The sequence below is a fragment of the Duganella sp. AC917 genome (assembly GCF_979258245.1).
In genome coordinates, this window is sequence record NZ_OZ409848.1 from 2,741,142 (window position 1) to 2,768,058 (window position 26,917).

Below are 26,917 nucleotides of genomic sequence, written 5' to 3' on the forward strand. Positions count from 1 at the left end.
TCCATCATGAACGAACCCACCACCAATCCAAATCCCACCGAGCAACCGAACAACAGGAAGCGCAACATCGTCCTGGCCGGCGTCACCCTGCTGTTCGTCGTCGCCGGCGCCGCCTACGGTATCTATTACCATCTGGTGCTGTCGAAATTCCAGGAGACCGACAACGCCTATGTCGGCGGCAACCTGGTCAACCTGTCGTCGCAAGTGAGCGGCAACGTCACCGCGATCCGCGCCGATGAAACGCAGATGGTCCAAGCGGGCGCGCCGCTGATCACGCTCGACCCGGCCGACGCCGACGTCGCGCTGGCCCAGGCCGACGCCAAACTGGGCGCCGCCGTGCGCGCGCAGCGCCAGCGCTACGCCGACGTCGAGCAATACGACGCCACCGTGGCGCTGCGCAAACTGCAGCTGAAAAACGCCGAGGACGATCTGGCGCGGCGCCAGCCGCTGGCGGCCGACCACACCGTCTCCGGCGAAGAGGTCGAGCACGCGCGCCAGGCGGTGGCCAACGCGCGCGCCGCGCTGGTGGTCGCCGCGCGCCAGGAAGCGGCGGCCAAGGCCGGCGTGGCCGGCGTCGGCGTCGCCATGCATCCGCAGGTGCTGGCCGCCAAGGCCGACTACGAACAGGCGTGGCTGACGGCGCGCCGCAACACCATCGTCGCGCCGGTGTCGGGCTACGTCGCCAAGCGCAGCGTGCAGGTAGGCGCCCGCGCCACGCCGGGCACCACGCTGCTGTCGATCGTGCCGCTGGAGCAGCTGTGGGTGGACGCCAATTTCAAGGAGTCGGAATTGCGCGACATCCGCGTCGGCCAGCCGGCGACGGTGGAAGCCGATATGTATGGCGACAAGGTGGAATTCCACGGCAAGGTGGTGGGACTGTCCGCCGGCACGGGCAGCGCGTTCTCGCTGCTGCCTGCGCAAAACGCCAGCGGTAACTGGATCAAGGTGGTGCAGCGGCTGCCGGTGCGGATCGCGCTGGACGCGCAAGAGTTGCGCGCGCATCCGCTGCGGATCGGCTTGTCGACCACGGTGAAAGTCGATATCAGCAAGACCGACGGCCCGGTGCTGGGCGCGGCCATGCCGCAGGCGCCGGTCTACTCGACGCAAGCGCTGGCGCAGCCGATGGCACAGGCGGTAACTGCGGCCGACAACATCATCACCCGCAACCTGGTCAGATAAAATCCGCGCCGCCGGCCGCGCGGGACGCGTTATCGCAACTCGGCGTCGAGCTGGCGGATCGCCGTCTGCGCCTGCGTGATCACGCGGTCGGCGATGCGCTGGCGCATGCCGGGCACGCGCGCGGCCGCTTCCGCCTCCAGCAACAGCGGCGTCAACAATTGCAGCGCGGAGTCGTGGAAGCCCTGCGCCACCACGCTGAGCTGGTCGTTGAACGATTGCTCGGCCGCCTGCAACTGCTTGCGCAACTCCTGCTCGAAGGCGGCGCGCTTGTCGCGGATCTCGGTGCGCTTGCGCTTGCCGCCGTCGGTGAACCACTTGAAAGCCCCCGCCAGCAGCACCGCGCCGCCGACAAACGGCGCCGCCGGCGCCACCACCGGCAACACCACCGCCGCGCCGATCAGATACGCGGCCGTGCCGGTGCCGGCCGCGACCACCGCACCGCTCATCAACGTGACATTGGCGGCGGTATCGACCTTGTTGACCAGCCGCGTGCCGATGCGCAGGCGCGGCATCAGCTTGGCCAAGGTCGAATGGTGCTGCCGCTGGAACACCGACGACTGGTTGAGCCGCATGGCCGACTGGAACAGGCGCAAATCTTCCTGCAGCAAATGCAGCGACTGCTCCTTGCGGCGCACGATGCGGTCCAGGCGCCGCTCCATCTCCTGACCGAACTGCTGGCGGCCGATGCTGGCCCAAACCTCTTCCTCTTTCCATTTATCGGTGTTGAGGCGGTCGCCGATGGCCAGCTCGATGGCGTTGCCGGCGTCGTGCACGGCGTCGTCGATTTCCTCGGCCAGCAGGCGGCGCTCGTGGGCGATGCGCTGGTCGACCAGTGTCAGCCGCTGCAGCACCTGGTTTTTCAGGTCGGTCGCCGCGCTCACCAACGTGGCGGCGGTGGCCTCGCCCATCGACAGCAGACGCGCCTGGTCCAGGTAGGCGCTGATGTCGCTGGCGATCGAGGCGGTGGTGCTGACGACCAGTTGCCGTAGTTGATCGTGGTCGATGTCGCCGGACTGGAAATTGCGCGCGTGCTCGATCAGTTCCGGCTGGCCGGCGTTGCGGCCGAATTCGGCGACGGTGTCGGCCAGCGAGCGCCCGCGCACCAGGCGCCGCGCCTGCTCGCCGAGGTTGGCGAGGATGCCGCGCTGCTCGGTCACCGGCAATTTATTCAAGTCCTCCGGCGACAGCCGCACCGACAGCGCCTTGGCCAGCCGTTGCGCCAGCAGGCGGGCGTCGCCGCCGTGCAGGGCCAGCAGCGGGATGGTCATGCCGAGCGCGTTCTCGCGCGCAGCCTGGTCGATGCCGGCGCAGCTGCGCGCCAGCGCGTTGAAGGCCCAGTCGACGTCGATGCCCGATTCAATGGCGTTGAGCACCAGCGCGGTGAACACGGCCGAAGATTTTCCGTCGCCGGCGATGTCGGTGACGGCGGCAAATTGCGCCAGGGTGAGGCTGCCTTCGTTGCCGGCGATGGCGCCGACCGCGCGCGCATAGGCCGAGCTGAAGCTTTGGTCCGACGACAGATGCTCGTCCAGCGAGCGGACGCTGACGACGTGGGCGGCCGGTGGAGTACCGTGGTGACTATTCACACTTGCTCCGATTCATAAAATTACCTGGCCCCGATTTTAACTGAAGCGGCGGCGCGCCGCGTGCTGCTACGGTGTCCCGGTCGCCAGGAAAAGGGTTTCCTTGATCTCTTCCATCACAACATAGCTTTTCGACTGCGCCGCGCCTGGCAGGCTGAGCAACATGTCGCCGAGCAACTTACGGTATTCCGCCATTTCGTGGATGCGCGCCTTGATCAGGTAATCGAAGTCGCCCGATACCAGATGGCACTCCTGCACCTCTGGAATGCGCAGCACCTCGCGCCGGAATTGCTCGAACACGGGGCCGGATTTCTGGTGCAGCGTGATCTCGACGAACACCAGCAGCCTGGCGCCCAGCGCCGGCGGATCGACGCGCGCGTGGTAGCCGGTGATGACGCCGTCGCGCTCCATGCGCTTGACCCGCTCGATGGCCGGCGTGATCGACAGCCCCACCTGCTCGCTCAAGTCCTTCATCGAGATGCGGCCGTCGCTTTGCAGGATGTGCAGGATCTTGCGGTCGAGCTTGTCCAGGGCGCGGACCGATTCCTTTTGAATTCGCATGATAATCCACTAAATAACGGAATTTTTACAGTAACAAATACTAGCGATACAAGCATACCATAGTGGAATATCTGGTCACTAAATAATAGGGGTTCGTATGCGCGTTGTCATTCTTGGTAGCGGTGTGATCGGCGTCACGAGCGCCTATTATTTGGCCCAGGCCGGTCATGACGTGACCGTACTCGACCGCCAGCCCGGTCCCGCGCTGGAGACCAGTTTTGCCAACGCCGGCCAAATCTCCCCCGGCTACGCGTCGCCGTGGGCCGCGCCCGGCATCCCCCTGAAAGCCATGAAATGGATGTTGCAGCGCCACGCGCCGCTGTCGATCACGCCCGACGGCACGCTATTCCAGCTGCAATGGATGTGGCAAATGCTGCAAAACTGCACCACCGAGCGCTACGCCGTCAACAAGGAACGCATGGTGCGGCTGGCCGAGTACAGCCGCGACTGCTTCAAAACCCTCCGTGCGGCCACCGGCATCGAATACCAGGGCCGCCAGCAAGGCACCACGCAGCTGTTCCGCACCCAGAAGCAGCTCGACGACGCCGCCAAGGACATCGCCGTGCTGCGGGAAACCGGCGTCGCCTATGAACTGCTGAGCCGTGAACAATTGCTCGGCGCCGAGCCCGGCCTCGACCAGAACAAGCTGGTCGGCGGCCTGCGCCTGCCCAACGACGAGACCGGCGACTGCCAGCTGTTTACCACCCGCCTGACGGCGATGGCCGAAAAGCTGGGCGTCAAGTTCCGCTACGGCGTCGACATCACCGGCCTGATCGCCTCGGGCGACGACATCAAGGGCGTGCGCTGCGGCGCCGAGGTGGTCACCGCCGATTCCTACGTGGTCGCGCTGGGATCGTATTCGACCGGCCTGCTCAAAAACCTGGTCAGCATTCCGGTCTACCCGCTCAAGGGATATTCGATCACGGTGCCGATCGTGGACGCCAGCGCCGCGCCGGTGTCGACCATTCTGGACGAGACCTACAAAATCGCCGTGACCCGCTTCGACGACCGCATCCGCGTCGGCGGCATGGCCGAAATCGCCGGCTTCGACACGCGCCTCAATCCGCGCCGCCGCGAAACGCTGGAAATGGTGGTCAACGACCTGTTCCCCGGCGCCGGCGACACGGCGGCGGCCAGCTTCTGGACCGGCCTGCGGCCGATGACGCCGGACGGCACGCCGATCGTCGGCCGCACCGCGCTGCGCAACCTGTTCCTCAACACCGGCCACGGCACCTTGGGCTGGACCATGTCCTGCGGCTCGGCGCAGCTGCTGTCCGATATCATTTCGGCACGCCGCCCGGCGATTCTGGCCGATGATTTGTCGGTCAGCCGCTACAGCGGCGCGGCCGCGCCGCGCCAGCCGCGCCTGGCGAGCGCGTGACGCCGGCGGGATGCGCATCTGTCGCATCCCCGCCTGCACTGTCGCATCCCCGCCTATATCGCACCCGGAACCCGAAACATCGTCATCATGGCGTTGAGAATGGGCCGTAGCGTGCGTATAATTTTAATCATGAATAAACTTGAAGCTTTCGGCCATATTGCGGCCTTGGCCATCCGTGGCGAACTGGTGTTCCCCACCAGCGTAAATGCGGCGCTCCGCGTTCAATTGGCATTGGACGATCCGGAATGCCCGGTCGACAAGGCGATCGGCCTGGTATTGGCCGAGCCGCTGCTGGCCGCGCGCACGGTCGCCATCGCCAACTCGGCGATGTTCAACCGCTCCGGCGCGCCCGTGATTACCAACGTTCGCGGCGCGATCATGCGCATCGGTTACCAAAACCTGTTCGCGCTGGCCGCCGCCATGGTGGTGCGCCAGTTCGGCAGCAAGATCACCGACCCCAAGCTGCGCGCCAAGGCCGAGGCGCTGTGGGACCACACCATCGCCGTGTCCGCGCTGGCGCGCCTGATCGCCCGCTACGTCACCGGCGTCAACGAGGACACCGCGCTGTTTGCCGGCATCGTGCACGAGGTGGGCGGCTTTTATCTGCTGTCGCGCGCCGACGAGTTTCCCGGCCTGCTCGAGGAAGATCCGGAAAACTGGCACTCGGCCAGCGAGGAGATCATCACGCGCGAAGTCATGCGCAAGCTGTGCATCCCCGAACCGGTGGCCGACGCCATCGAGGGCCTGCGCGACAGCTTCATGTCGATTCCGCCGGACTCGCTGCTTGACACGCTGCTGCTGGCCAACCACCTGACGCCGGTGCGCTCGCCGCTACAGGAGCCGCAGCGCGAGCTGCCACCGCACTCCGACTCGGCGATCGACCTGTTCATCGACGAGGACAAGCTGGCGCAGATGCTGAAGGAAGCGGCCGACGACGCCGCTGAAATGAACGCCGCGCTGCTGGTCTGAGCGCCACCGGGCCGGCGTGGCGCAGTCGCGCGCACGGCCCTCCCCATGGAGATGACGCATGCAGACTGCCCCCCCGTCCTACGGGTCGGACCAATCCGGCCTGGTCTGCGGCTATGTGTTCGGCCGCGAGGCCGACGGCACGGGCCGGCCGCTGGACACCGAGGAAGCGCGCGTATGGCTCAAGAACCGCGCCCACCATCCGACCGAATTCATCTGGCTGCACTACAACCTGGCCAACACCGCCAGCGAGAAATGGCTGCACGAGCACACCGCGCTGCCCGAGGAATTCTACGAAAGCCTGCATGAAGGCCCGCGCTCGACGCGCATCGAGCTGGCCGACAACACGTTGATCGCCGTCGTCAACGACGTGCTGCACGACTTCACGTTCGAACCGTCCGACATTTCCACACTGTGGCTGAGCGTCGACAAGCAGCTGGTCATCAGCGCGCGGCGCAAGCCGCTCAAGGCGGTCGACGTGCTGCGCAATGCGGTGCGCACGGGCGAGCCGATCCGCTCCTCGGTCGAGCTGCTGATTCACCTGCTGCGCGACCAGGCCGACGCCTTGATCAAGATCGTGCGCGACGCCATCGCCACCGTCGACGGCATCGAGGACAATCTGCTGGCAGGCAAGCTCAACACCAAGCGCGCCAGCCTGGGCCACCTGCGGCGCGTGCTGGTGCGGCTGCAGCGCCTGCTGGCGCCGGAGCCGGCCGCGCTGTTCCGGCTGCTGCAAAGGCCGCCGGCCTGGGTGGCCGAGATCGACGCCCAGGAGCTGCGTCAATCGACCGAGGAATTCTCGATGGTGTTGGCGGACATGGCCTCGCTGCAGGAGCGCATCAAGCTGATCCAGGAAGAGATCGCCGCGCTGGTCAATGAGGGCAACAACCACAGCCTGTTCGTGCTGACGGTGGTCACGGTGCTCGCGCTGCCGATCAATATCATCGCCGGCCTGTTCGGCATGAACGTCGGCGGCATCCCGCTGGCGCAGGCGCCGCACGGTTTCTGGGTGGTGGTGGCGATCGTCGCCAGCTTCACCGTCATCGCCGGCTTCCTGGCGTTCCGGCGCCAGCGCGACATTGGATAAGGAGATACGCATGCACGGTCCGTCACCCGACAACCCGGCGCCGATGGCCGGCTTTCCGCAGGTCTGCTATCTGAAGAACATCGTCACCAATCCCAACATCGTGGTCGGCGACTACACGTACTACGACGATCCCGAGGACACCGGCAATTTCGAGCGCAACGTGATGTACCACTTCCCCTTCATCGGGGACAAGCTGGTCATCGGCAAATTCTGCGCGCTCGCACGCGGCGTCAAGTTCATCATGAACGGCGCCAACCACAAGCTGTCGGGCATCTCGACCTACCCTTTCCAGATCTTCGGCAACGGCTGGGAAAAGGTGATGCCGGCCGAGGGCGAACTGCCGTACAAGGGCGACACGGTGATCGGCAACGACGTCTGGATCGGCTACGACGTGCTGATCATGCCGGGCGTGACCATCGGCGACGGCGCCATCGTCTCGTCGCGGGCGACGGTGGTGGCCGACGTGCCGCCTTACACGGTCGTCGGCGGCAATCCGGCCAGGGTGATCAAGGAGCGTTTCCCGGCCGACGTGGCGGCGGCGTTGCAAGCCATCGCCTGGTGGGACTGGCCGATCGCGCACATCACCGAGCACCTGGCGCTCATCGCCGGCGCCGACGTGGCTGCGCTGGCGCGGGTGCGGCCCCGGCCCTGAGCAGGTACAGGCGGCGCACGCCCAACGCGGTGAACACCAGGCCCAGCGCCAACGCAATCAGGTTGTCGCGGCGATGTGCCGCGCGCACGTCGTCGAAGGCGACGACGTCCTTGCCGCCGACGGCGACGCCGAACGTGATGTAGAAAAAGCCCGGCAGAAAGCCTGGACGCGTGGTCAGTTCCGGATCGAACCGGACGGTGACCGGATACAGCATGGTGGCGTCGCGCACGGCGTTGGCCATGCGGCCATCGGGGTCGCCTTTTTCCAGCAACACGAACTGGCGCGCATCGCCGGCGACCGTGTAGTACAGCGCGCCCATGCTGGCGTAGCTCCAGGTCACGCGTCCGGTCAACGCTTCAAGCCGGTCACGGGCGGGAAAGCGCCACTCCAGCGCGCCATACACAGCCAACAAGCCGATACCGAGCAGCAGAAAAAAATAGCCGCCACGGCGGTCCTGATACCACTTTCTCATTTTGCGTCGGTCTGGTTACGATAAGCGCCATCATACATGCCCTCCCCGCTGCCTCCCAACCGATCAATTAATAAACCTTTTCGTTTACTTAATCGCCGGGACCGCTTACAGTATCGCTACTGCAAACAGACCCGAGCCCCATGAAAACACCGCTACTGATTAGCGCCGCCTGCCTGCTGGCCCTGCTCTCCACCATCGGCGCCGCGCTGCCCTACCCGATCCTGCCGCCGCTGTTCGCCGCCGGCGTTACAAACGATCTAAACAGTTTCCTCGGTTTGCCGCCCAAGCTGCTGTTCGGCCTGGCGCTGATGATCAACCCGCTCGGCCTGCTGATCGGCTCGGCCCTGCTCGGCCCGATGTCGGACCGTTACGGCCGCCGACCGGTGCTGCTGGTCACGCTGTACGGCGCAGCGCTCGGCCACGCCATCACCGCCCTGGCGCTGCTGTTCGAGTCCTATCCGCTGTTCATCGTCGCGCGCTTCTTCACCGGTCTGCTCGAAGGCAACGGCTCGGTCGCGCGCGCCATGCTGGCCGACCGCCTCGACGGCGACCTGCGCCGCAAGGCGCTGTCGTGGCTCAACGGCGCCTTTTACATGGGCTGGCTGGCCGGGCCGCTGCTGGCCGGTTTCACGCTGGTGTTCGGCATCACGGTGCCGTTCTGGATCGCCGTCGCGCTGCTGCTGATGACGGCCGTGCTGGTGGCCATCGCGCTGCCGGCCGAGGCGCCGTCGGACGCCACCACCTCGTGGTGGCAGGTGGCGCGCCACCGTCACGCACTGAACCTGCTGCGCGAGCCGGACCTGCGCAACCTGTTCATCGTCACGCTGGCCTACACCAGCGGCGTGACCGCGTTCTACGAGTTCTATCCGCTGTGGCTGGTGGAAGTGCCCGGCTACGACTCGCAAGGCATCGCCTGGACCACGGCCGGCCTGTGCGCCGTCATGACCGCCACCACCATCTTTGCCGGCCGCCCGTTCCAGGGCGAGCCGCTGCTGCGCGCGCGCCGCTTCGCCTTCGTCACGGCCGGCCTGATCGCCCTGCTGGCCGCCAGCAACGCCAAGCTCGGCATCGCCGCCATCGTCCTGTTTGGCATCCCGCACTCGTTCTACAACGGCATCGTGCCGACCTGGTGCGCGGAACGCTTCGGCGCCCACGGCCAGGGCGCCGTGATGGGACTGATCTCGACCACGTTCTGCCTGGCGAACATCCTGATGGCACTGGTCGGCGCGGTGCTGACCTTGATCGACACGCGCCTGATTCTGCTATTGGGCGCGGCGCTGACGACGTGGTCGGCGTGGCGCATGGGCTGGTGGCACGCCAGCATGCGCACCAGGGACGGCGACGCCGATCGCCTCAAGGGAGCGCTGCCATGAACACCGCAGAACAGACGCTGTTCCTGATCAAGACGCGCGGCCCGCAAACCGCGCAGCAACTGGCGGCGCTGCTGGACCTGACGTCGATGGGCGCGCGCCGCCAGCTCGAGGCATGGCAGGAAAAAGGCATGCTGACGTATGAGGAGGTCGCCGACAAGCGCGGCCGTCCATCGCGGCGCTGGCTGTTGACCGAAGCCGGCCACGCGCGTTTTCCCGATCGTCACGCCGATCTGACGGTGCAGCTGATCGACCAGGTGCGCGGCCTGTTCGGCGATGCGGGCCTCGACAAGCTGATCGCGGCGCGCGAGGCCGTCAGCGAGCAGCAGTACCGCGCGCATCTGCGCAACGCCAGCGCGCTGCCCGAGCGTGTGGCCGCGCTGGTGCAGGCGCGCAGCAGCGAAGGCTATATGGCCGAAGTCGAAACCCGCGACGACGGCAGTTTGCTGCTGGTGGAGAACCACTGTCCGATCTGCGCGGCCGCGCGCCAGTGCCAGCAATTCTGCCGCTCCGAGCTGGACCTGTTCCAGCGCGTGCTCGGTCCCGGTTGCTCGGTCGGCCGCGTCGAGCATATGCTCAACGGCGCGCGCCGCTGCGTGTATGTGATCAAGCCGGTCTAGGCGGTACGCCACAAAGAAAGCCTTATGGAATAAGGCTAAAATCATTTTCAATAGAAAACAAAGTGGAACAGGAAACTCAGAACTCAGGCGCGACCGCCGCACGACACTCGGCCGTTTGATCGCAGTCAAGCCGCAATACGCTGGTCAGAAGACAATCAGTGCATGCCACGCACCATTGCGTTGGCAATCACAATAATTGCTTCGTTGAAGGTATTGCGCACCATGCTCTATTTCACTTACAGCCCCGCCCCGCTTGCCCGCGTCGTCAGCGCGAAATTGATCGCCATCAGCCGCGCCGGCAAGAGCCTATTGATGTTCGGCGCCGACTGCTGCGCATTGCCGCTGTGCCTGCAACTGGCGTTGCTGGTCGGCGCCGGCGCCGGCGCCTATCGCGGTGCGCCGCCGGCGCTCATGCTGTTGCTGACGGCGATGTCGATCGCCGCGCTGTCCATGAGCGACCTGTATTCGGCGGTGGTGCGCTATCTGGACCAGCGCATGCTGATCATCGCCGCCATCGCCCTCGGCTGCGCAGTGCTGGCGGTGTCCGCGTTGACGCTGGACCGCGACGACCAGCCACTGCCACCGGGCGCGCTGTTGAACTACTGGCTGATCGCGATGTCTTACCTGGTAGCCTCGCGCACGGCGGTGCGCGCCTTCCTGCAACACCACAGCGGCGCGCCGACGCAGGCGCGCGAACTGGTGGCCATCTACGGCGCCGGCGAGACGGGCGCGCGGCTGGCGCGGGCGATGCGCGGCGACAACCGCTACTACCCGGTATGTTTCATCGACGAGAAGTGTGGTGGCGAACAGCGTACCATCGGCGGCCTGCGCGTGTTCCCGCCAGAACGGTTGGGCGAGATCGTCGCCGCCTCGTCGATTCGGCTGATCGTCGTGGCGCTGCCGGCCACCTCCGGCGAGCGGCTCGGCGCCGTGCTGCGCATGCTGCGCACCTCCGGCGTCAGCGTCAAGTTCCTGCACGGCCTGCTCGACCTGGCCGACCACGCGCTGCGCCGGCAGCCGCTGTCGCTGCCGCGTCCGGCATCGACGCCCTTCCCCGACATTCCGCTGGAACAGTTGCTGGGCCGGGCGCCGGTGCAGCCCGACAGCGCGCTGTTCAGCCGCTGCGTGCGCGGCAAAAGCGTGCTGGTGACGGGCGCCGGCGGCTCCATCGGCAGCGAACTGTGCCGCCAGGTCGCCGGCCTCGGGCCACGCCGCCTGCACCTGCTCGACCATTCCGAATACGCGCTGTACACCATCCGCCAAGAGCTGCAGGCGACCTGGCCGCAGCTGTCGGTGCGCGCCCATCTGGGCTCGGTATGCAACGAACAGCTGCTCGAGCGCGTGATGCAGGAGGACAGCATCGACACCATCTACCACGCCGCCGCCTACAAGCACGTGACGATGGTCGAGACCAACCTGGTCGAAGGCTTGCGCAACAACGTCGTCGGCGCACGCGCCGTCGCCAACATCGCCGCCAAGTACCTGGTCGAGACCTGCGTGCTGGTGTCGAGCGACAAGGCGGTGCGCCCCAGCACCATCATGGGCGCCAGCAAGCGCCTGTCCGAGCTGGTGTTCCAGGCCGCCGCGCAGGCCTCCGCCTGGCACACCGGCGGCGAGCGCCGCACCACGTTCAGCATGGTCCGCTTCGGCAACGTGCTGGGCTCGTCCGGATCGGTGGTGCCGCTGTTCCGCCGCCAGTTGCAGCAGGGCGGCCCGCTGACCATCACCGACGCCGCCATGGAACGCTACTTCATGCTGATCCCCGAGGCGGCGCAACTGGTGATCCAGGCCGGCGCGATGGCCGAGGGCGGCGAGGTGTTCGTGCTCGACATGGGACGGCCGATCCGCATCGTCGACCTGGCGCGCAGCATGATCGCGCTGGCCGGCCTGACCGAGAAGACGGCCCAATATCCGCAAGGCGACATCGAGATCAGCTACGTTGGCCTGTTCCCCGGCGAAAAACTGCAGGAGGAACTGCTGACCGCCGACGGCGCCGAGCCGAGCCGGCATCCACGCATCCTGCGCATGAAGGAGCAGGCGCTGCCGCCGACGGTGCTGGACCAGTACATCGAGTTGCTGCTGATTACCTGCGAAACCAACGACCGCTGGCTGATCGAGGCCATGCTCAAAACCATCATGAACGAGTTCACGCCGCAAACCGGAGCCCGGACCGGCGACGGCGAGGCGGCGCTGCGTGCCATCGCGCAGCTGAGCATGGCGCCGGCGGCGCCGGTGCAAGCCCAGGCTTCCTGACGACGCGCGCCGCGCCGGACCTGTGCCGGGGCGCGGCCACGCCCTCCCCCTTCATCCATTGCAAGGAGCACTCCATCATGCGTCAGTTCACCCCCGCAGTCGTCGGCCGCAAAATGCGCTTCGCGCTGGTCGGCTGCGGCCGCATCGCGCAAAACCATTTCGCCGCGCTGGCCCAGCACGCCGACCGCTGCCAGCTGGTGGCCGTCTGCGACGTCGATGCGGCCGCGCTGACCCGCGCCGCATCGCACACCGGCGCCACGCCGTACTCCCGGCTCGACCAGATGCTGGCCAGGAGCGAGGTCGACGCCGTCATCATCACCACACCGTCCGGCCTGCATCCAGAGCAGGCCGTGCAGATCGCCGCCGCCGGGCGCCACGTGATCACCGAAAAGCCGATGGCCACCCGCTGGGAGGACGCCAAGCGCATGGTGTGCGCCTGCGACACGGCCGGCGTGCGCATGTTCGTGGTCAAGCAAAACCGCCGCAACGCCACCTTGCAACTGCTCAAGCGCGCGGTCGACAAGAAACGCTTCGGCCGCATCTATATGGTCAACCTGAACGTGTTCTGGACCCGGCCGCAAAGCTATTACAACAGCGCCGGCTGGCGCGGCACCTGGGAATACGACGGCGGCGCGTTCATGAACCAGGCCAGCCACTACGTCGACCTGATCGACTGGATCGTCGGCCCGGTCGAGAGCCTGCAAGCCTACACCGCCACCTTGGCGCGCGACATCGAAGTCGAGGACACCGGCGTGATCAGCCTGCGCTGGCGCAACGGCGCGCTCGGCTCGATGAACGTGACGATGCTGGCCTATCCGCACAACCTCGAAGGCAGCATCACCATCCTCGGCGAGAAAGGCACGGTGCGCATCGGCGGCGTGGCCGTCAACGAGGTGCAGCAGTGGGACTTCGCCGAGCCGGACGAGGACGACGCGCGCGTGCGCGAAGCCAGCTACGCCACCACGTCGGTTTACGGCTTCGGCCACCCGCTGTACTACGACAACGTGATCAAGGTGCTGCGCGGCGAGGCCGAGCCCGAGACCGACGGCCGCGAAGGCTTGAAGTCGCTCGAAGTACTGATCGCCGCCTACCGCTCGGCGCGCGACGGCCGCCGCGTGGCGCTGCCGCTCGATTATTGATCGATTACTGATCGATTACTGATCGATTACTGATATGAACCCTCCAGGGAGAACGACATGGATTTGACGGTACACCCCAGCGCCATTGTCGACGACGGCGCCGCCATCGGCGCCGGCACTTACGTCTGGCACTTCAGCCACGTGTGCGGCGGCGCCCGCGTCGGCGCCGGCTGCTCGCTGGGCCAGAACGTCTACGTCGGCAACGACGTGGTCATCGGCGACAACGTCAAGATCCAGAACAACGTGTCCGTGTACGACGCCGTCACCATCGAGGACGACGTCTTCTGCGGCCCCAGCATGGTGTTCACCAACGTCTACAACCCGCGCTCGGCGGTCGCCCGCAAGAACGAATACCGGCCCACCGTGGTGCGCCGCGGCGCCACCATCGGCGCCAACGCCACCGTGGTGTGCGGCGTGACGATCGGTGCGCACGCTTTCATTGCCGCCGGCGCCGTGGTCAACCGCGACGTGCGCGACTTCGCGCTGATGGCCGGCGTACCGGCGCGCCAGATCGGCTGGATCGGCCGCCACGGCGCGCGGCTGGCGCTGCCGCTGCGCGGCGACGGCAGCGCCGCCTGCCCGCACAGCGGCGAGCTCTACGTGGTACGGGACGGCGTCTGCGCGCTGATACCGGCCGCTTGAAACCCCACCAACAGACTGGTCACGGAGCACCCCATGGAATTCATCGATCTGAAAACCCAATATCATCTGCTGCGCGAAGACATCAACGACGGCATCCAGCGCGTGCTCGACCACGGCCAGTACATCATGGGGCCGGAGGTGGCGCAACTGGAGCACAAACTGGCCGCCTTCAGCGGCGCGCGCCACTGCATCACGGTTGCGTCGGGCACGGAGGCGCTGGTGATCTCGCTCATGGCGCTGGGCATCGCGCCCGGCGACGAAGTCATCACCACACCGTTCTCCTTCATCGCCACTGCCGAGGCCATCGTGCTGCTGGGCGCGCGGCCGGTGTTCGTCGATGTCGAGCGCGCCAGCGGCAACCTCGATCCGGCGCTGGTGGCCGCCCGCATCGGTCCGCGCACGCGGGCCATCATGCCGGTGTCGTTGTACGGCCAGCCGGCCGACATGGACACCATCAACGACATCGCCCGCGAACACGGCCTGGCCGTGATCGAGGACGCGGCGCAAAGTTTCGGCGCCAGCTATCGCGGCCTGCGCAGCTGCAACCTGTCGGCCATCGGCTGCACCAGTTTCTTTCCCAGCAAGCCGCTGGGCTGCTACGGCGACGGCGGCGCCATCTTCACCAGCGACGACACGCTGGCGCGGGCGATGCGCGAAATCCGCGTCCACGGCCAATCGCAACGCTACCGCCACACCCGCATCGGCGTCGGCGGCCGCATGGACACTTTGCAGTGCGCCATCGTGCTGGCCAAGCTGGGCGTGTTCGAGCAGGAGCTCGAGCGGCGCCGGCGCGTGGCCGCCATCTATGACCGCCTGTTCGCCGGACGCATCGAGACGGTTGCGCCGGCGTCCGACCGCGACAGCGCCTACGCCCAGTACACGGTGATGCTGCAGCGCCGCGCGGCGGTGCGCAGCGCGCTTGAACGGGCCGGCATCCCCAGCGCCGTCCACTATCCGTTGCCGATCCACCTGCAACCGGCGTACGCGCGCTTCGACGACGCCGCCTGCCCGGTGGCCGAGCTGCTGGCCGAGCAGGTGCTGAGTCTGCCGATGGGTCCCTACCTGGCCAGCGCCGACGCCGAAAAAGTGGCGGACGTGGTGCTCTCCGCCGCCGGACGCTAGGACCGCGCCATGCCCGCCCTGCCCACATTCTGGAAACACCTGCTCACGGTGATGAGCGGCTCGGTGGCCGCGCAGGCGCTGCCCATCCTGGCCGCGCCGCTGATCACGCGCCTGTGCACACCGGCGCAGATGGGAGCTTTCAGCGTCTGGTTCGGCGTGGTCGCCATCGCGGCGGTGGTTGCCACCTTGCGCATGGAAAACGCGATGATCTTCGACCAGCGGCGCCAGCGCCAGCATCTGTGCTTCAGCGTCGTGGCCTGGTCGGCGACGTGGCTGGCGCTGCTGCTGACGGCGGCCGCCATCCTGATCAAGATGTGCTGCCTGACCGGTATGTCGTGGCTGGGCGCGCTGACGCTCGGCATGGCCGCCTGGCTGACGGCAACCATGCAAACCACGCTCGCCTACGCCGCCTCGCACAACGCCTTCGGCCCGGCCGCCAAGGCCAGGATCGTCGCGGCGGGCGGCGTCGCGCTGGCGCAACTGGGCATCCTCGCGCTCGGCGTCGGCTCCGGCGCGCTGATGGGCGGCCACCTGATCGGCCTGGCGATGGGGCTGGTGGCCGCGCGCATCCTGCTCAAGCCGCCGCTGGGACCGCGCGGCGGGGGAATGGGTTCCCCGCGCGCACCGGCTCACTGGCTGCACTGGAGGCAATGGCGGACCTGGCGCGCCGGCCTGCGCGACAAGGCGCTGGCCGTGGCATGCCGCCTGTCGCGCCACGGCGTCTCGGCGCTGTTTCCCTCCCGAACCCAGCGCGCCTTCCTGCTCACGCACCGCGCGCTGTGGAACTTCACGCTGCCGGCCAACCTGCTCAACACCGGCGTCGGCCAGCTGCCGTTGCTGATCATCGGCGCGCGCCACGGCGCCATGGCAGCCGGCCTGTTCGCGCTGACGCAACGCGTGCTGGCCGCGCCGATCTCGCTGCTGGCGGCGTCGGTGCACGAGGTGTTCAAGCGCGAATCGGTGCGCCAGTTCCAGGACACCGGCAATTGCCGTCCGGCCTATCTGCACGCGCTGCGCGTGCTGCTGCTGCTGGGCTTTGTACCGTCGCTGATCCTGCTGTTGGCCTCTCCCGCGCTGGTCGCCTTCGCCTTCGGCGAGGCTTGGCGCGGCGCCGGCGAACTGGCCCAGATCCTGGCGCCGCTGTACTTCCTCAACTTCCTGGCCAGTCCGCTGAGCTATGTGTTCTTTGTCGCCGGCCGCCAGAAAATCGAACTGGTGTGGCAGATCGCCCTGTTCCTGATGACCGTCACCGTGTTTGCCGCGCCGCTCACGCTCAAGCAAAACGTGCTGGCCTATACCATCGGCTACTCGCTGCTCTACCTGCTGTATCTGCGCATGTCCTACCGCTACAGCGTCAACCTCAACCCGCCCGGAGGACTGCATGCTGCCCGTTGACCATCCGTGCGCACAGCCGGCAGGCGCGGCGCCCGGGTCCGCATCGCCGCTGACGCCGCCGGTGCCGACACGCCTCACGCCAACACCGCTCACGCCGCCACGGGGCGCTACCCCGCGCGCAGCAGCCGCGCCCGCCGGGCTGCTCGGCCCCGCTTATGCGGAGCTGGCCTTCTTCCTGCTCTTCCCCGGTTTCTTCGCCTACCAGACCCTGCTGGGGCTGGGCATGATCCGCGCATTCCTGGGCGGCTATTTCGCCATCGTCGCGCTGCTGATGTTTCCGATGCTGCTGCTGTCCTACCTGCGCCGCCTGCACGTGCGCGCGTTCCGGCTGCACGGCGTCGACGCCGCCTTTTTCGGTTTCCTGGCCTATTTCGCGGCGGTACTCGCCTGCAACGCGGCTAGCGCCAATGCCACCATCGTCGGATACCACCTGCTGGGAATGGTGTATATGCTCAGCCTGTTCATCATCTTCAAGACGCTGGACTTCCAGAGCCGGCGCTTCCGCCTGACACACCTGGCCAGCCTGGCCGCGATGTCGGCCGTGGTGTTCAGCTACTCGGTCGACGGTGCGTTCTACCTGGCCGTGCTGGGCGCCGCCCGCGACCCCGACAGCGTGGCCACCTACCAGGGTTTCTCGCGCTCCTACCTGATCCCGCTGATCGTCATGCTGGCCTGCACCGGCCACCGGGGCTGGCGCTGGGCGCTGTACGCGCTCGGTCTGCCGACCTTGTACATCAACACCGCCCGCAGCGAGTTCGGCGCGCTGCTGTTCCTGATCCCGCTGATCGAACTGCACGCCTCGCGTCACCGCATGCTCATGGTGGCGGCCTTCGTGCTGCTGTTCCTGCTGCTCAAGTTCAACCTCGACACCATCCTGGCAGCCGTGCCCAGCAACCGCACGCTGGAACTGCTCGACCTGTCGCATTCGTCGTCGGTCAGCGCGCGCCATCATTTGATCGAACAGGCGCTGCGCACCATCGACCTGCACCCTATATTTGGCGACTACGCCAGCTACCAGCCGGGCAACTACGCACACAACATCCTGTCGGCCTGGGTCGACCTGGGCCTGTTCGGCTTCCTCGGGCTGCTGGCGTTGCTGGGCTACCCGCTGGCGCAGATGGCCGTGCACGGCTACCTGCTGGGCGGGCGTGCCAGCCGCGACCGTCGCTTCGTGCTGGCATGGTCGCTGCTTGGGGTCACCTTGCTGTTGCTGTGCATGTCGCACTATTTCAGCGACATGATGATCGGCGCCGCGCTTGGCGCTTACGCCCGCTACCGCTCCGGAGGCCGTGATGCCTGAGATCGTCCGCCCGATGGTGGTCCCTGCGCGCGCCTGTCGGCGCCCCGACCCCGGCCGCAACCGATCGCGCCCAGCAAGCCAACCGGTCCAGGCGCATGAACATCGCTGAACACATCGAGCGCCTGCGGGGCGCGCTGCGCCTGGCCGTCGAGATCGCCCGGCTGCCGCGGGCACGGCTGCGCTTCCACACCGCCCTCAACCCGCAACTGGTGCGGCATACCCACCGCATGTTTACCATGCCGCATCCGCGCTACCGGCTGGTGCGCAACAAATCGCTCGGCATTGCGCTGATCGACCTGCGTGCCTACGACAGCGGCGAGGCCTATCTGCGCGCGTTGCGGCGGCGCGACTACGCCGGCTACCACAGCCGGCGCGCCCGCGAACGCGGCTACACCGTCGTCGAGATCGACCGCAACGATTACATCGACGCCATCCACGACATCAACACCTCCGCCGACGAGCGCCAGGGCCGGCCGATGGACCCGGCCTACGCCGCCAGGACCGCGCGCTACGACCCGGTCGACGGCCTGCGCCACTACGGCGTGCTCGACAAGGATGGCCGGCTGGTCGCCTACGGCGATGTCGGCGTGTATGGCGACTTCGCCGCCACCGACCGCCTGCTCGGCTACAAAAACAACGACGGCGTCATGTACCTGCTGCTGGCCGACATCGCCTGCCGCCTGATCGACGACGGCCGCCTCAATTACCTTATGTACGACACCTATCTGGGCGCGCTGCCGGGCTTGCGCAACTTTAAGAAAAAGCTCGGCTTCCAGCCCTACCGTATTCGTTACTCCATTTGCTGAGGATTCCATGATCAACAAGCTCGCCAATCAATGCAAGCTGGTGCTCGACGTGGTCAGGCTACCGGTCGCCAAGCTGTGCTTCGACACCAGTTTCAACCCCGAGGATGTGCGCGAAACGCACCGCCGTTTCACCAGTCCCCACCCGAAATACAAGGTGATCGGCTATAAGCAGCTGGGCGTGGCGCTGATCGACCTGCGCCGCCTGGACGGCCCGGTCGACTACCTCGACAGCATCACCGGGCAAAGCGGCGCGGCCACCTATGTCACCAAGGCGCGCCGGCGCGGCTACGCGCTGGCGCAGATCGACCGCAACGACCATATCGACGCCATCCACGAGATCAACACCAGCATGGCCAGCCGGCAAGGCAGGCCGATGGACGCCAGCTACCAGGAAAAAAAGTCCCACTACGAAACGCAGAGCCACTACCGCTACTTCGGGGTGTTCAATAAGCAGGGCAAGCTGATGGCCTACTGCAACATCGGACGCTACGGCAACTTCGCCGCGTTCTCGCAGTTGCTCGGCTACCGCAACAACGACGGCGTCATGCACCTGCTGGTGACCGACATTGTCAGCCTGCTGCTGCTGGAGCTGCGCGACGGCCACGGCCCGGAGTTCTTGATGTACGACACCTTTTTCGGCGCGCAACCCGGGCTGCGGCAGTTCAAGACCATGCTCGGCTTCACGCCTTACCGCGTCCGCTACAGCCTGCGATGACCACCATGCGCACCGTCCTCAACCGCCTCTACAGCGACTATCTGATGCCGTCGCGCCTGCGCCATTACGAGGCCCTGTTGCAACGCGCGCGCCTCGAGGGCTACCGGCAGACGTCGGTGCGTTCCTGGCTGGCGTCGTTGCGGGGCGGGCGCGCCGGCGGCGGCCGGGTGCTGGTGCACCGCCACGACATCGACACCGACCTGCCGACCGCGCGCCGCATGTTCGCGCTGGAACAAAAACACGGCGTGCGCGCCAGCTACTATTTCCGCCTGTCGACGCTCGACTTCGGCCTGATGCGCGACATCGAACGCTATGGCAGCGAGGCCAGCTATCACTACGAAGAGATCGCCACTTACGCCAAGCGGGCCCACCTGAAAGACCCGGCCCAGGTGCGCGCCCGCATGGACGACATCCGCGCCGACTTCGAACGCAACTTCCGCCGCATCGAGCAGCAGCTGGGCAGCAAACTGCACACGGTCGCCAGCCACGGCGACTTCGCCAATCGGCGCCTGGGCATGATCAACCACGAACTGCTGGACGACGCCGCGCTGCGGGCGCGCTGCGGCATCGCCTGCGAAAGCTACGACCACGAACTGCTGTCGAGCTTTGACGTCTACATCAGCGACCGCCCGCATCCGCAATATTTCCACCCGATGCCGCCGCAGAAGGCGCTCGGCGCCTACCGCCGCATCTGCCTGCTGACCCATCCGGCCCAATGGCGCACCAACTGGGCCGCCAGCAGCGGCCATAACCTGCGGCGCCTGGTCGAGGACTGGCTGTGGTGAGGACCGGCCGCACGCGGCCGAAGCACTGAATGAAGCAAGCTGGCAACAACGAGGGCAACCATGAACATACTGCTGATTAACCACTACGCCGGCTCGGTGCGGCACGGCATGGAGTACCGGCCGTACTACCTGGCGCGCGAATGGGTGCGCGCCGGCCACCGGGTGCGCATCGTCGCCTCGTCCAGCTCGCACCTGCGGGCCCAGTCGCCCGAGTTGAACGGGCGCCCGGTGCTGGAAGAAACCATCGACGGCATCGACTACCGCTGGCACGCGACGCCAACCTATCGCGGCAACGGCCTGGGACGCGCGGCCAACATGGCCGCCTTCGTCTGCGCGCTGTACCGCGGCGCGCCGCGCCTGGCGCAGCACTTCCAGCCAGATCTGGTGATCGCTTCGAGCACCTACCCGGCCGACATCTGGCCGGCGCGTCACATCGCCGCGCTGGCCGGCGCGCGCCTGGCCTTCGAGGTGCACGACCTGTGGCCGCTGTCGCCGATGGAGCTGGGCGGCATGCCGGCCTGGCATCCGTTCATCGTGCTGATGCAGGCGGCCGAGGACTACGCCTACCGCCACGCCGACACCGTCATCTCGATCCTGCCCAAGGCCGGCGCCCACATGGCCGCGCGCGGCATGGCGCCGCACAAGCTGCATGTCGTACCGAACGGCGTCGACCTCGACGAGTGGGACCTGCCGCCGCTGCCGCTGCCGGCGCCGGTGGCGGCCTTGCTGGCCGACCTGCGCCGCCAGGGCCGCACGGTCATCGGCTACGCCGGCAGCCACGGCTCGGCCAACGCGCTCGACACCCTGATCGATGCCGCCGCGCTGCTGCAAGGGCGGCCGCTGGCCTTCGTGCTGGCCGGCGCCGGACCCGACAAGCAAGGACTGCAGCGCAAGGCCATCGGCGCCGGCCTGCGCGACGTCCACTTCCTCGACCCGCTGCCCAAGCGCCACATGCCGGCGCTGCTGCGCTGCTTCGACATCGCCTACCTGGGCTGGCGGCGCCAGCCGCTGTACCGCTACGGCATCTCCCCCAACAAGCTGGGCGACTACATGATGGCGGCCCGACCGATCCTGCACGCGGTCGAAGCGGCCAACGATCCCGTGGCCGAGGCCGGCTGCGGCCTGAGCCTGGCGCCGGACGATCCGGCCGCGCTGGCCGCCGCCATCGCGCGCGTGGCCGCCATGCCGGCGGCGCGGCGCCACGAACTGGGCCGTCGCGGCGCCGGCTACGCCCGGGCCAACCTCAACTACGCGCTGCTGGCGGACCGTTTTCTGGTCGCCTGCGCCGCGCCGCCGCACTGACACCCCACCAAGGAGAGATCATGCCCTCATCACGCCTGCCGCTGGAAGCGGCGTCCCGTCCGCTGCCCGCGCCGGTGCCTGTGCCGGCGCCGGCCGCGCCGGTTACCGCGCTCGCACCGGCGCTGGTCGCCGGGCCGGCGTCCGCGCCGGTATCTGCGCCGTCCACCGAATTTCTGCCGTTCGCCCTGCCCGACCTGGGTGACGAGGAGGCCGCCGCCGTGCTCGAGTGCCTGCGCTCGGGCTGGATCACCACCGGCGCCGTCAGCCGCCGTTTCGAGAAGGCTTTCGCCGGCTTCCTCGGCGACGGCGTCACCGGCGTCGCCGTCAACTCGGCCACCGCCGGCCTGCACCTGGCGCTCGAGGCGCTGGGCATCGGCCCCGGCGACGAGGTGATCGTGCCGACCATGACCTTCACCGCCACCGCCGAAGTGGTGCGCTACCTGGGCGCCGAGCCGGTGCTGGTCGATGTCGACGACAGCACCCTGTGCATCTGCCCGGACGCCATCGCCGCCGCCATCACGCCGCGCACCCGCGCCATCGTGCCGGTCCACTACGCCGGCCTGGCCTGCGACATGGACGCCATCCTCGCACTGGCGCGGCGCCACGGCCTGCGCGTGGTCGAGGACGCCGCGCACGCCTTTCCCACGCTCTACAAGGGCCGCGCCGTCGGCACGCTCGACAGCGACGCCACCGTGTTCAGCTTCTACGCCAATAAAACCATCACCACCGGCGAAGGCGGCATGGTGGTGTGCCGCGACCCGGCGCTGCTGCAGCGGGTGCGCGTGATGCGCCTGCACGGCATCAGCGAGGACGCGTTCGAGCGCTACACGTCGCGCCGCCCGGCGTGGTTCTACCAGGTCGTCGCGCCCGGCTACAAATACAATATGACCGACATCGCGGCGGCCATCGGCTGCCAGCAGCTGCGCAAGATCGGGCGGTTCCTGGCGCGCCGGCAGGCGCTGGCGGCGTGCTACGCCGAGCGCCTGCGCGGCTTGCCGCTGCGTCTGCCGCCGGACGCGGACGCCGCCGGCCAGCACGCCTGGCACCTGTATCCGGTGCGCTTGACGGCGGACGCGCCGCTGGCGCGCGACCGGCTCATCGAGCTGCTTGCCGAGCGCGGCATCGGCACCAGCGTGCACTACATCCCGCTGCACCGCCAGCCCTACTGGCGCGAGCGCTACCAACTGCGGCCGGAGCGCTTCCCAACCGCCGAGGCCAGCTATCAAGCGCTGCTGACCCTGCCGCTGTACACCCGCATGAGCGACGCCGACCAGGCCCGCGTCATCGCCACGCTGACGGAGCTGCTATGTTAATCAAACGCCTGTTCGACATCGTCGCCGCGCTGGCCGGCCTGTTGCTGCTGGCGCCGCTGATGCTGGGGTTGGCCGCGTGGATCAGGATCGACTCGGCCGGGCCGGTGCTGTATCGCCAGCGCCGGGTCGGCCGCAACGGCGTGCCGTTTCGCATCCTCAAATTCCGCACGATGCACACGTCGGCCGAGGAAGCGGGCCTGCTGTCGCTGGCCGACGACGCCCGCGCGACCGGCGCCGGGCGGCTGCTGCGCCGGCACAAGCTCGACGAGCTGCCGCAACTGCTCAACGTGCTGCGCGGGGAAATGAGCCTGGTCGGCCCGCGTCCCGAAGTGCCGCGCTATGTCGAGCACTATCCGCCGGCGGTGCGCGACATCGTGCTGTCGGTGCCGCCCGGCATCACGGATTGGGCCGCGATCCATTTCCGCGACGAGGGCGAGATCCTGCGCCGGGCGGCGGACCCGGAACGGACCTACCTGCAGCAGGTGCTGCCGGTCAAACTGGAATATTACGTGCGCTATGTGCGCCAGCGCAGCCTGCTCACCGACCTGCGCATCCTGCTGCACACGGTCGGCGCGCTGCTGTCGGGGCGGCCCGACGCGCCCTGCCTGTGGCCACGGCTGCGCTGGCTCAGGGAAGGCCGGCTCGGGCCGCACGACTGGCAGTCGCCGCTGATCTCGCTGCTGCGCGGCCTGGCCGCGTTGCAGGTGGCCGCCGCCCATCTGCGGGCCCAGGTCTTTCCCGGCCTGAGCACCCTGCAGGAGCCGTCGCTATGGTATATGGGACTGTCGTTCCTGTCCGGCTTCGCGCACCAGGCGGTGGTGGTGTTCTTCGTGCTGAGCGGCTGGCTGGTCGGCGGCAGCCTGCTCGACCGCGCCGGCAAGCCGTATGCGATCCGCGACTATGCGATCGACCGCCTCACGCGGCTGTGGATCGTGTTGCTGCCGGCCTTCCTGCTGATGCTGCTGCTCGGCCTGGCCACCGGCGAGCTGGACGCCAGGCAACCCAGGCTGGCCGATCTCAGCCCCTGGTCGCTGACCACCTTGCTGGGCAATCTGGCCGGCGTGCAAACGATGGCCGTGCCCGTCTTTGGCGACAACTTCCCGTTGTGGAGCCTGGCCTACGAGACGTGGTACTACGCGCTGTTTCCGCTGCTGGTGCTCGCTGTGCGGCCCGGCAACGCGCGGGGGCGCCTGGCCGCCGCCGTCGCGGCGGTGGCGCTGGCTTTGTGCCTCAGTGCCGGCATCGTGCTGTACTTGCTGGTGTGGTTGATGGGGGCGGCGGCCTCGCGCGTGCGGCTCGATATCGGGCCGGTCCAGCGCTACGCCGGCTGGCTGCTGTTCGGCGCGCTGGCGATGGTGCTGCGGCTGCAGGGGCAGGACGGCGACGTCGACGGCCAATCGCTGGCGCCGGATCTGCTGTATAGCGGGGTATTGCTATGGTGTCTGTGCGGCGCGGGACGCCGCGACCCGGGCGCGATGCGGCCGCTGGTGGCGGCCGGCGCCTTTCTGGCCGAATTTTCATTCACGCTCTACGTGCTGCATGTGCCACTGCTGCGCATGCTGTGGGCCTATCGCGGCGGCGAGTTACTGTCGACCGACGATCCGGCCAGCATGGCGGTGTTTGCCGCCATGCTGGCCATCGTCGTTTCGCTCTCCTACCTGATCCATCTGCCGTTCGAGGCGCAGACGGCCAGGCTGCGCCGCTTCATCAAGCAATTCCTGCCGGGCAAGGCGGGTAGTAAACTGCGGGCGCCGGCGGCGAGCGAAGCCGGCTAGCGGCCGGCTGGCGGCCAGTTGTCTGGCAATCCAGCGGCCGCCATGACAAGCGCTTACTTGTAAGCGCCGATACTCACCGGCTGCATCGCCGTGCCGTCGATGTCGTACGCCGGCGCGTAGGTGCTGGTGCCGGCGCCCTTGGCAGGCGAAGTGTTGCGCAGGTGCAGGTCCGGTGTGCCGGTACGGGTGTACGAGGCAAACTGCGGATCGGCGCTGACCGTGCCACTGGCTACCAGGCCGTTACGCAAACTGAAGTTGTAGTTCGTGTTCTGGTACACCAAATTGTTGCGGTAGGTGTTGTGGGTACCGGTTGCGCCTTGTTCAGAGATGCCGTAGCGGTTGTCGTAGACAATGTTATTGACCACATGGGTGTTGTCAGCGCCCGCGCTGCTGTGGTAGAAGTCGCCGCCGCCGACGATGATGCCGATGCCCGAGTTGGCCACGGTGTTGTTGGCGATGATGACGTCGGTGGCATCGTGCCACAGGTGGATCGCTCCTTGCGAGACGCGGTGGACGACGTTGCCGACCACGCTGCCCGAGGTGCTCACGTAGATGCCGTGCACGTGGCTGCAACCGGCTGGACCGATGTCGTAGACGAAGTTGTTCACGATATCGGCCTTGACGCCGTTGTAATAGGAGTCCACGCCGATGGCCGAACCGCCGGTGCTGTCGCACGCGATATTCTGGGCGATATGGTGCACGCGGTTGTTACGGATGACATCGTAGGAGCCGCCGTTGTAGATGCCGCTACGCCACTTGGTGCCGCTCTGGTATGCGCTGCCATCGACCTCGAAGCCGTTGATCTCGACGTAATTGCCACGGTTGTCCCAGGCCACGTTGCTGCCCGAGTTTGCCGCCGGAACGATCTTCGCGCCCCATTTGGTGGTGGAGACGTAGTAGATGCGTCCGCTTGCGGTGCCGTTGGCGTCGGTCCTGAAACCGCCCGCGTAGTTGCCCGCCGAGACGTGCACGGTGGTGTTTGGCGCCGCCAGCGCGGCGGCGCGCGCGATCGTCTTCAGCGGCGAGCCCTGCGCGCCGGAATTGCTGTCCGAGCCGCTGGTCGACACGTACAGATGGTTGGCGGTGGCCGGCGTCGGGGCTGGTGCCGGCGTTGGCGTTGGTGTCGGCGACGGCGTTGGCGTCGGCGCTGGTGTCGGCGTTGGTGAAGGCGTTGGCGTCGGCGTGGCGCCGGCGTACTCGTAGGCGCCCACATCGTCGGCGCCGCCGGACGGACGGTCCCTGCCCTCGAAGTCGCGCGGTGGCGCATCGACGGCCAGACCCTTGTCGATCGCTGGCGAAGTCCCGCGCAAATGGTAGTCGCCGCCACCGGTGCGCACGTAGTTGACGAACTGCGGCGCGGCCGCGATGGTCGCCACCGCCACGCCCTTGAGGAGCAGATAGCCTTGGGATGACTGCTGGAACATCAGGTTGTTCGCATAGGTGTTGTGTGAGCCGATGTTGCCCTGTTCGACCACGCCATAGGCGGTGTCGTACACGATGTTGTTCGTCACGCGCGAATTGTCCCCCGCAGCCGTTGCGTGGTAGTAGTCGCCGCTGCCCACCACCACACCGGTGTAGGCGGCGAAGATGGTGTTGTTGACGACATCGACGCCGGAAGCGTCGTGCCACAAACGCACCGCCGCGTCCGAGATGCCGTAGATGATATTGTTCTTGACATCCGTGCCCACGCTGTTGACGTAGACACCATACATCGTGCGGCAGCCGCTGGCGCCGATGTCGTGCACCATATTGCCGCTGACGTCATGCGCGCTGCCGTTAAAATAGCTGTCGGCGCCGATGCCGCCGCCCGAGGCGCAGGCACTGCGTCCGATGTGGTGGACACGGTTGCCGTACACGCCGCTGAACGAGCCGCCGGTATAGATGCCGGTGGTCCAGACAGTGCCGGCGCGCGGCGCGCTGCCGTCGACGTCGAAGCCGAAGATGTCGACGTAGTCGCCGCGGTTGTCCCACGCCACCGACGTGGCGGACGTGGCCGGCGGCACGATCTTCGCGCTCCACTTGCGGTCCGCCACATACTTGATGCGTGCGGTGGCCGTGCCGCTGGTATTGGTGACGAAGCCACCGGCGTAGGTGCCGGGAGCCACGTGCACGGTGGTGCCGGGCGTGGCCGCTTGCGCTGCCCTGGCGATGGTCAAAAATGGCGCCCCTTGGGTGCCGGCGTTGCTGTCTGAACCTGTGGTTGAAACATAGAGCTCGGTGGCGGCTGCCGCGCCGTTGTACGTGACGCTGGCGGCCAGCACGGGCGCTTGCGCGGCCGTGGCGGCTTGCCGTCCCTCATCGCCGCCGGTGCCGCCGCCGCAAGCGGCCAGTAGCATCGCACAGGCGCCCAGCCCGATGGTCGTGGTGCTCGCTTGGGACAGGTAATTGACAGAATGGTTCATCAAGCTTTCCTCGTTCATGAAGTGAATGAGGAAGGTTTGATCTAAATCAAATTCTATAGTTCAATGCTTTTAGAAAAAAATTCTGGAAAGACTTTCT

Annotated in this window: 23 protein-coding genes; 19 read left to right on the plus strand and 4 right to left on the minus strand. The window is 67.2% G+C overall.

What is annotated here, in order from left to right; genetic code table 11:
• Positions 1-6: 6 nt before the first annotated feature.
• Positions 7-1,179 carry an HlyD family secretion protein gene (locus tag ACZ0BA_RS11825; RefSeq protein ID WP_463451468.1) on the plus strand — a complete coding sequence of 391 codons (1,173 nt, stop codon included), beginning with the start codon at positions 7-9 and terminating at the stop codon, positions 1,177-1,179.
• Between the two features lie 29 nt (positions 1,180-1,208).
• On the opposite strand, the gene ACZ0BA_RS11830 is transcribed toward ACZ0BA_RS11825, so the two are convergent.
• Positions 1,209-2,765 (minus strand): hypothetical protein, encoded by a 1,557-nt coding sequence (locus ACZ0BA_RS11830; protein WP_463451469.1) that lies wholly within the window; start codon positions 2,763-2,765, stop codon positions 1,209-1,211.
• A 66-nt stretch (positions 2,766-2,831) separates the two neighbouring features.
• On the minus strand, positions 2,832-3,323 hold the full coding sequence (locus ACZ0BA_RS11835) for an Lrp/AsnC ligand binding domain-containing protein (RefSeq protein WP_463451470.1): 492 nt from the start codon (positions 3,321-3,323) through the stop codon (positions 2,832-2,834).
• 97 nt (positions 3,324-3,420) lie between these two features.
• On the opposite strand from ACZ0BA_RS11835, the gene ACZ0BA_RS11840 reads away from it, so the two are divergent.
• The 4 genes from ACZ0BA_RS11840 (at position 3,421) to ACZ0BA_RS11855 (ending at position 7,409) form a co-directional block, all read left to right on the plus strand.
• Positions 3,421-4,704: a D-amino acid dehydrogenase gene (locus ACZ0BA_RS11840; protein WP_463451471.1), complete on the plus strand. Its 1,284-nt coding sequence runs from the start codon at positions 3,421-3,423 to the stop codon at positions 4,702-4,704.
• A gap of 129 nt (positions 4,705-4,833) precedes the next feature.
• Positions 4,834-5,673, plus strand: coding sequence for an HDOD domain-containing protein (locus tag ACZ0BA_RS11845; RefSeq protein WP_463451472.1), 840 nt, complete (start codon positions 4,834-4,836; stop codon positions 5,671-5,673).
• A gap of 58 nt (positions 5,674-5,731) precedes the next feature.
• Positions 5,732-6,757 (plus strand): transporter, encoded by a 1,026-nt coding sequence (locus tag ACZ0BA_RS11850; RefSeq protein WP_463451473.1) that lies wholly within the window; start codon positions 5,732-5,734, stop codon positions 6,755-6,757.
• 10 nt (positions 6,758-6,767) lie between these two features.
• Positions 6,768-7,409, plus strand: coding sequence for a Vat family streptogramin A O-acetyltransferase (locus ACZ0BA_RS11855; RefSeq protein WP_463451474.1), 642 nt, complete (start codon positions 6,768-6,770; stop codon positions 7,407-7,409).
• Here ACZ0BA_RS11855 and ACZ0BA_RS11860 read toward each other — a convergent pair.
• Complete coding sequence (locus ACZ0BA_RS11860; RefSeq protein ID WP_463451475.1) at positions 7,357-7,881, minus strand: hypothetical protein; 525 nt, start codon at positions 7,879-7,881, stop codon at positions 7,357-7,359. The two genes, ACZ0BA_RS11855 and ACZ0BA_RS11860, sit on opposite strands and share 53 nt — an antisense overlap.
• 140 nt (positions 7,882-8,021) lie before the next feature.
• Here ACZ0BA_RS11860 and ACZ0BA_RS11865 point away from each other — a divergent pair, with 140 nt between their 5' ends.
• The 14 genes from ACZ0BA_RS11865 to ACZ0BA_RS11930 all read left to right on the plus strand — a co-directional run bounded on the left by ACZ0BA_RS11865 (position 8,022) and on the right by ACZ0BA_RS11930 (position 24,418).
• Positions 8,022-9,254, plus strand: a complete 1,233-nt coding sequence (locus tag ACZ0BA_RS11865; protein ID WP_463451476.1) for an MFS transporter — start codon at positions 8,022-8,024, stop codon at positions 9,252-9,254.
• Positions 9,251-9,871: a helix-turn-helix transcriptional regulator gene (locus ACZ0BA_RS11870; protein WP_463451477.1), complete on the plus strand. Its 621-nt coding sequence runs from the start codon at positions 9,251-9,253 to the stop codon at positions 9,869-9,871. The genes ACZ0BA_RS11865 and ACZ0BA_RS11870 overlap by 4 nt, the downstream gene beginning before the upstream one ends.
• 222 nt (positions 9,872-10,093) lie before the next feature.
• Positions 10,094-12,124 (plus strand): polysaccharide biosynthesis protein, encoded by a 2,031-nt coding sequence (locus ACZ0BA_RS11875; protein WP_463451478.1) that lies wholly within the window; start codon positions 10,094-10,096, stop codon positions 12,122-12,124.
• A gap of 77 nt (positions 12,125-12,201) precedes the next feature.
• A complete protein-coding gene (locus ACZ0BA_RS11880; RefSeq protein ID WP_463451479.1) occupies positions 12,202-13,263 on the plus strand; it encodes a Gfo/Idh/MocA family protein in 1,062 nt (353 codons plus the stop codon).
• A 57-nt stretch (positions 13,264-13,320) separates the two neighbouring features.
• The gene (locus ACZ0BA_RS11885; protein ID WP_463451480.1) at positions 13,321-13,905 is read left to right on the plus strand and encodes an acyltransferase; all 585 of its coding nucleotides are present in this window, start codon (positions 13,321-13,323) and stop codon (positions 13,903-13,905) included.
• A 33-nt stretch (positions 13,906-13,938) separates the two neighbouring features.
• Positions 13,939-15,027, plus strand: a complete 1,089-nt coding sequence (locus ACZ0BA_RS11890) for a DegT/DnrJ/EryC1/StrS family aminotransferase (RefSeq protein WP_463451481.1) — start codon at positions 13,939-13,941, stop codon at positions 15,025-15,027.
• A gap of 9 nt (positions 15,028-15,036) precedes the next feature.
• Entirely contained in the window at positions 15,037-16,422 is a 1,386-nt protein-coding gene (locus ACZ0BA_RS11895; protein ID WP_463451482.1) for an oligosaccharide flippase family protein, read from the plus strand.
• On the plus strand, positions 16,409-17,722 hold the full coding sequence (locus ACZ0BA_RS11900) for a hypothetical protein (RefSeq protein WP_463451483.1): 1,314 nt from the start codon (positions 16,409-16,411) through the stop codon (positions 17,720-17,722). The genes ACZ0BA_RS11895 and ACZ0BA_RS11900 overlap by 14 nt, the downstream gene beginning before the upstream one ends.
• Positions 17,723-17,817: 95 nt before the next feature.
• A complete protein-coding gene (locus ACZ0BA_RS11905; RefSeq protein WP_463451484.1) occupies positions 17,818-18,528 on the plus strand; it encodes a hypothetical protein in 711 nt (236 codons plus the stop codon).
• Between the two features lie 7 nt (positions 18,529-18,535).
• Entirely contained in the window at positions 18,536-19,243 is a 708-nt protein-coding gene (locus tag ACZ0BA_RS11910) for a hypothetical protein (RefSeq protein ID WP_463451485.1), read from the plus strand.
• Positions 19,240-20,028, plus strand: coding sequence for a hypothetical protein (locus ACZ0BA_RS11915; RefSeq protein ID WP_463451486.1), 789 nt, complete (start codon positions 19,240-19,242; stop codon positions 20,026-20,028). The genes ACZ0BA_RS11910 and ACZ0BA_RS11915 overlap by 4 nt, the downstream gene beginning before the upstream one ends.
• Before the next feature lie 60 nt (positions 20,029-20,088).
• On the plus strand, positions 20,089-21,330 hold the full coding sequence (locus ACZ0BA_RS11920; RefSeq protein ID WP_463451487.1) for a glycosyltransferase family 4 protein: 1,242 nt from the start codon (positions 20,089-20,091) through the stop codon (positions 21,328-21,330).
• A 20-nt stretch (positions 21,331-21,350) separates the two neighbouring features.
• Positions 21,351-22,643: a DegT/DnrJ/EryC1/StrS family aminotransferase gene (locus ACZ0BA_RS11925; RefSeq protein ID WP_463451488.1), complete on the plus strand. Its 1,293-nt coding sequence runs from the start codon at positions 21,351-21,353 to the stop codon at positions 22,641-22,643.
• A complete protein-coding gene (locus ACZ0BA_RS11930; protein WP_463451489.1) occupies positions 22,637-24,418 on the plus strand; it encodes a sugar transferase in 1,782 nt (593 codons plus the stop codon). Before ACZ0BA_RS11925 ends, ACZ0BA_RS11930 begins: the two co-directional genes overlap by 7 nt.
• Positions 24,419-24,471: 53 nt before the next feature.
• Here ACZ0BA_RS11930 and ACZ0BA_RS11935 read toward each other — a convergent pair whose 3' ends face one another.
• Entirely contained in the window at positions 24,472-26,820 is a 2,349-nt protein-coding gene (locus ACZ0BA_RS11935) for a DUF1565 domain-containing protein (RefSeq protein ID WP_463451490.1), read from the minus strand.
• Positions 26,821-26,917 lie beyond the last annotated feature (97 nt).

Bases quoted from the DNA above. Each gene is read 5' to 3' on its own strand.
- ACZ0BA_RS11915 (WP_463451486.1), top strand. From the start codon at position 19,240: ATGACCACCATGCGCACCGTCCTCAACCGCCTCTACAGCGACTATCTG.
- ACZ0BA_RS11925 (WP_463451488.1), top strand. From the start codon at position 21,351: ATGCCCTCATCACGCCTGCCGCTGGAAGCGGCGTCCCGTCCGCTGCCC.
- ACZ0BA_RS11910 (WP_463451485.1), top strand. From the start codon at position 18,536: ATGATCAACAAGCTCGCCAATCAATGCAAGCTGGTGCTCGACGTGGTC.
- ACZ0BA_RS11865 (WP_463451476.1), top strand. From the start codon at position 8,022: ATGAAAACACCGCTACTGATTAGCGCCGCCTGCCTGCTGGCCCTGCTC.
- ACZ0BA_RS11895 (WP_463451482.1), top strand. From the start codon at position 15,037: ATGCCCGCCCTGCCCACATTCTGGAAACACCTGCTCACGGTGATGAGC.
- ACZ0BA_RS11900 (WP_463451483.1), top strand. From the start codon at position 16,409: ATGCTGCCCGTTGACCATCCGTGCGCACAGCCGGCAGGCGCGGCGCCC.
- ACZ0BA_RS11905 (WP_463451484.1), top strand. From the start codon at position 17,818: ATGAACATCGCTGAACACATCGAGCGCCTGCGGGGCGCGCTGCGCCTG.
- ACZ0BA_RS11890 (WP_463451481.1), top strand. From the start codon at position 13,939: ATGGAATTCATCGATCTGAAAACCCAATATCATCTGCTGCGCGAAGAC.
- ACZ0BA_RS11825 (WP_463451468.1), top strand. From the start codon at position 7: ATGAACGAACCCACCACCAATCCAAATCCCACCGAGCAACCGAACAAC.
- ACZ0BA_RS11870 (WP_463451477.1), top strand. From the start codon at position 9,251: ATGAACACCGCAGAACAGACGCTGTTCCTGATCAAGACGCGCGGCCCG.
- ACZ0BA_RS11875 (WP_463451478.1), top strand. From the start codon at position 10,094: ATGCTCTATTTCACTTACAGCCCCGCCCCGCTTGCCCGCGTCGTCAGC.
- ACZ0BA_RS11935 (WP_463451490.1), bottom strand. From the start codon at position 26,820: ATGAACCATTCTGTCAATTACCTGTCCCAAGCGAGCACCACGACCATC.
- ACZ0BA_RS11835 (WP_463451470.1), bottom strand. From the start codon at position 3,323: ATGCGAATTCAAAAGGAATCGGTCCGCGCCCTGGACAAGCTCGACCGC.
- ACZ0BA_RS11920 (WP_463451487.1), top strand. From the start codon at position 20,089: ATGAACATACTGCTGATTAACCACTACGCCGGCTCGGTGCGGCACGGC.
- ACZ0BA_RS11855 (WP_463451474.1), top strand. From the start codon at position 6,768: ATGCACGGTCCGTCACCCGACAACCCGGCGCCGATGGCCGGCTTTCCG.
- ACZ0BA_RS11930 (WP_463451489.1), top strand. From the start codon at position 22,637: ATGTTAATCAAACGCCTGTTCGACATCGTCGCCGCGCTGGCCGGCCTG.
- ACZ0BA_RS11845 (WP_463451472.1), top strand. From the start codon at position 4,834: ATGAATAAACTTGAAGCTTTCGGCCATATTGCGGCCTTGGCCATCCGT.
- ACZ0BA_RS11885 (WP_463451480.1), top strand. From the start codon at position 13,321: ATGGATTTGACGGTACACCCCAGCGCCATTGTCGACGACGGCGCCGCC.
- ACZ0BA_RS11880 (WP_463451479.1), top strand. From the start codon at position 12,202: ATGCGTCAGTTCACCCCCGCAGTCGTCGGCCGCAAAATGCGCTTCGCG.
- ACZ0BA_RS11860 (WP_463451475.1), bottom strand. From the start codon at position 7,881: ATGAGAAAGTGGTATCAGGACCGCCGTGGCGGCTATTTTTTTCTGCTG.
- ACZ0BA_RS11840 (WP_463451471.1), top strand. From the start codon at position 3,421: ATGCGCGTTGTCATTCTTGGTAGCGGTGTGATCGGCGTCACGAGCGCC.
- ACZ0BA_RS11850 (WP_463451473.1), top strand. From the start codon at position 5,732: ATGCAGACTGCCCCCCCGTCCTACGGGTCGGACCAATCCGGCCTGGTC.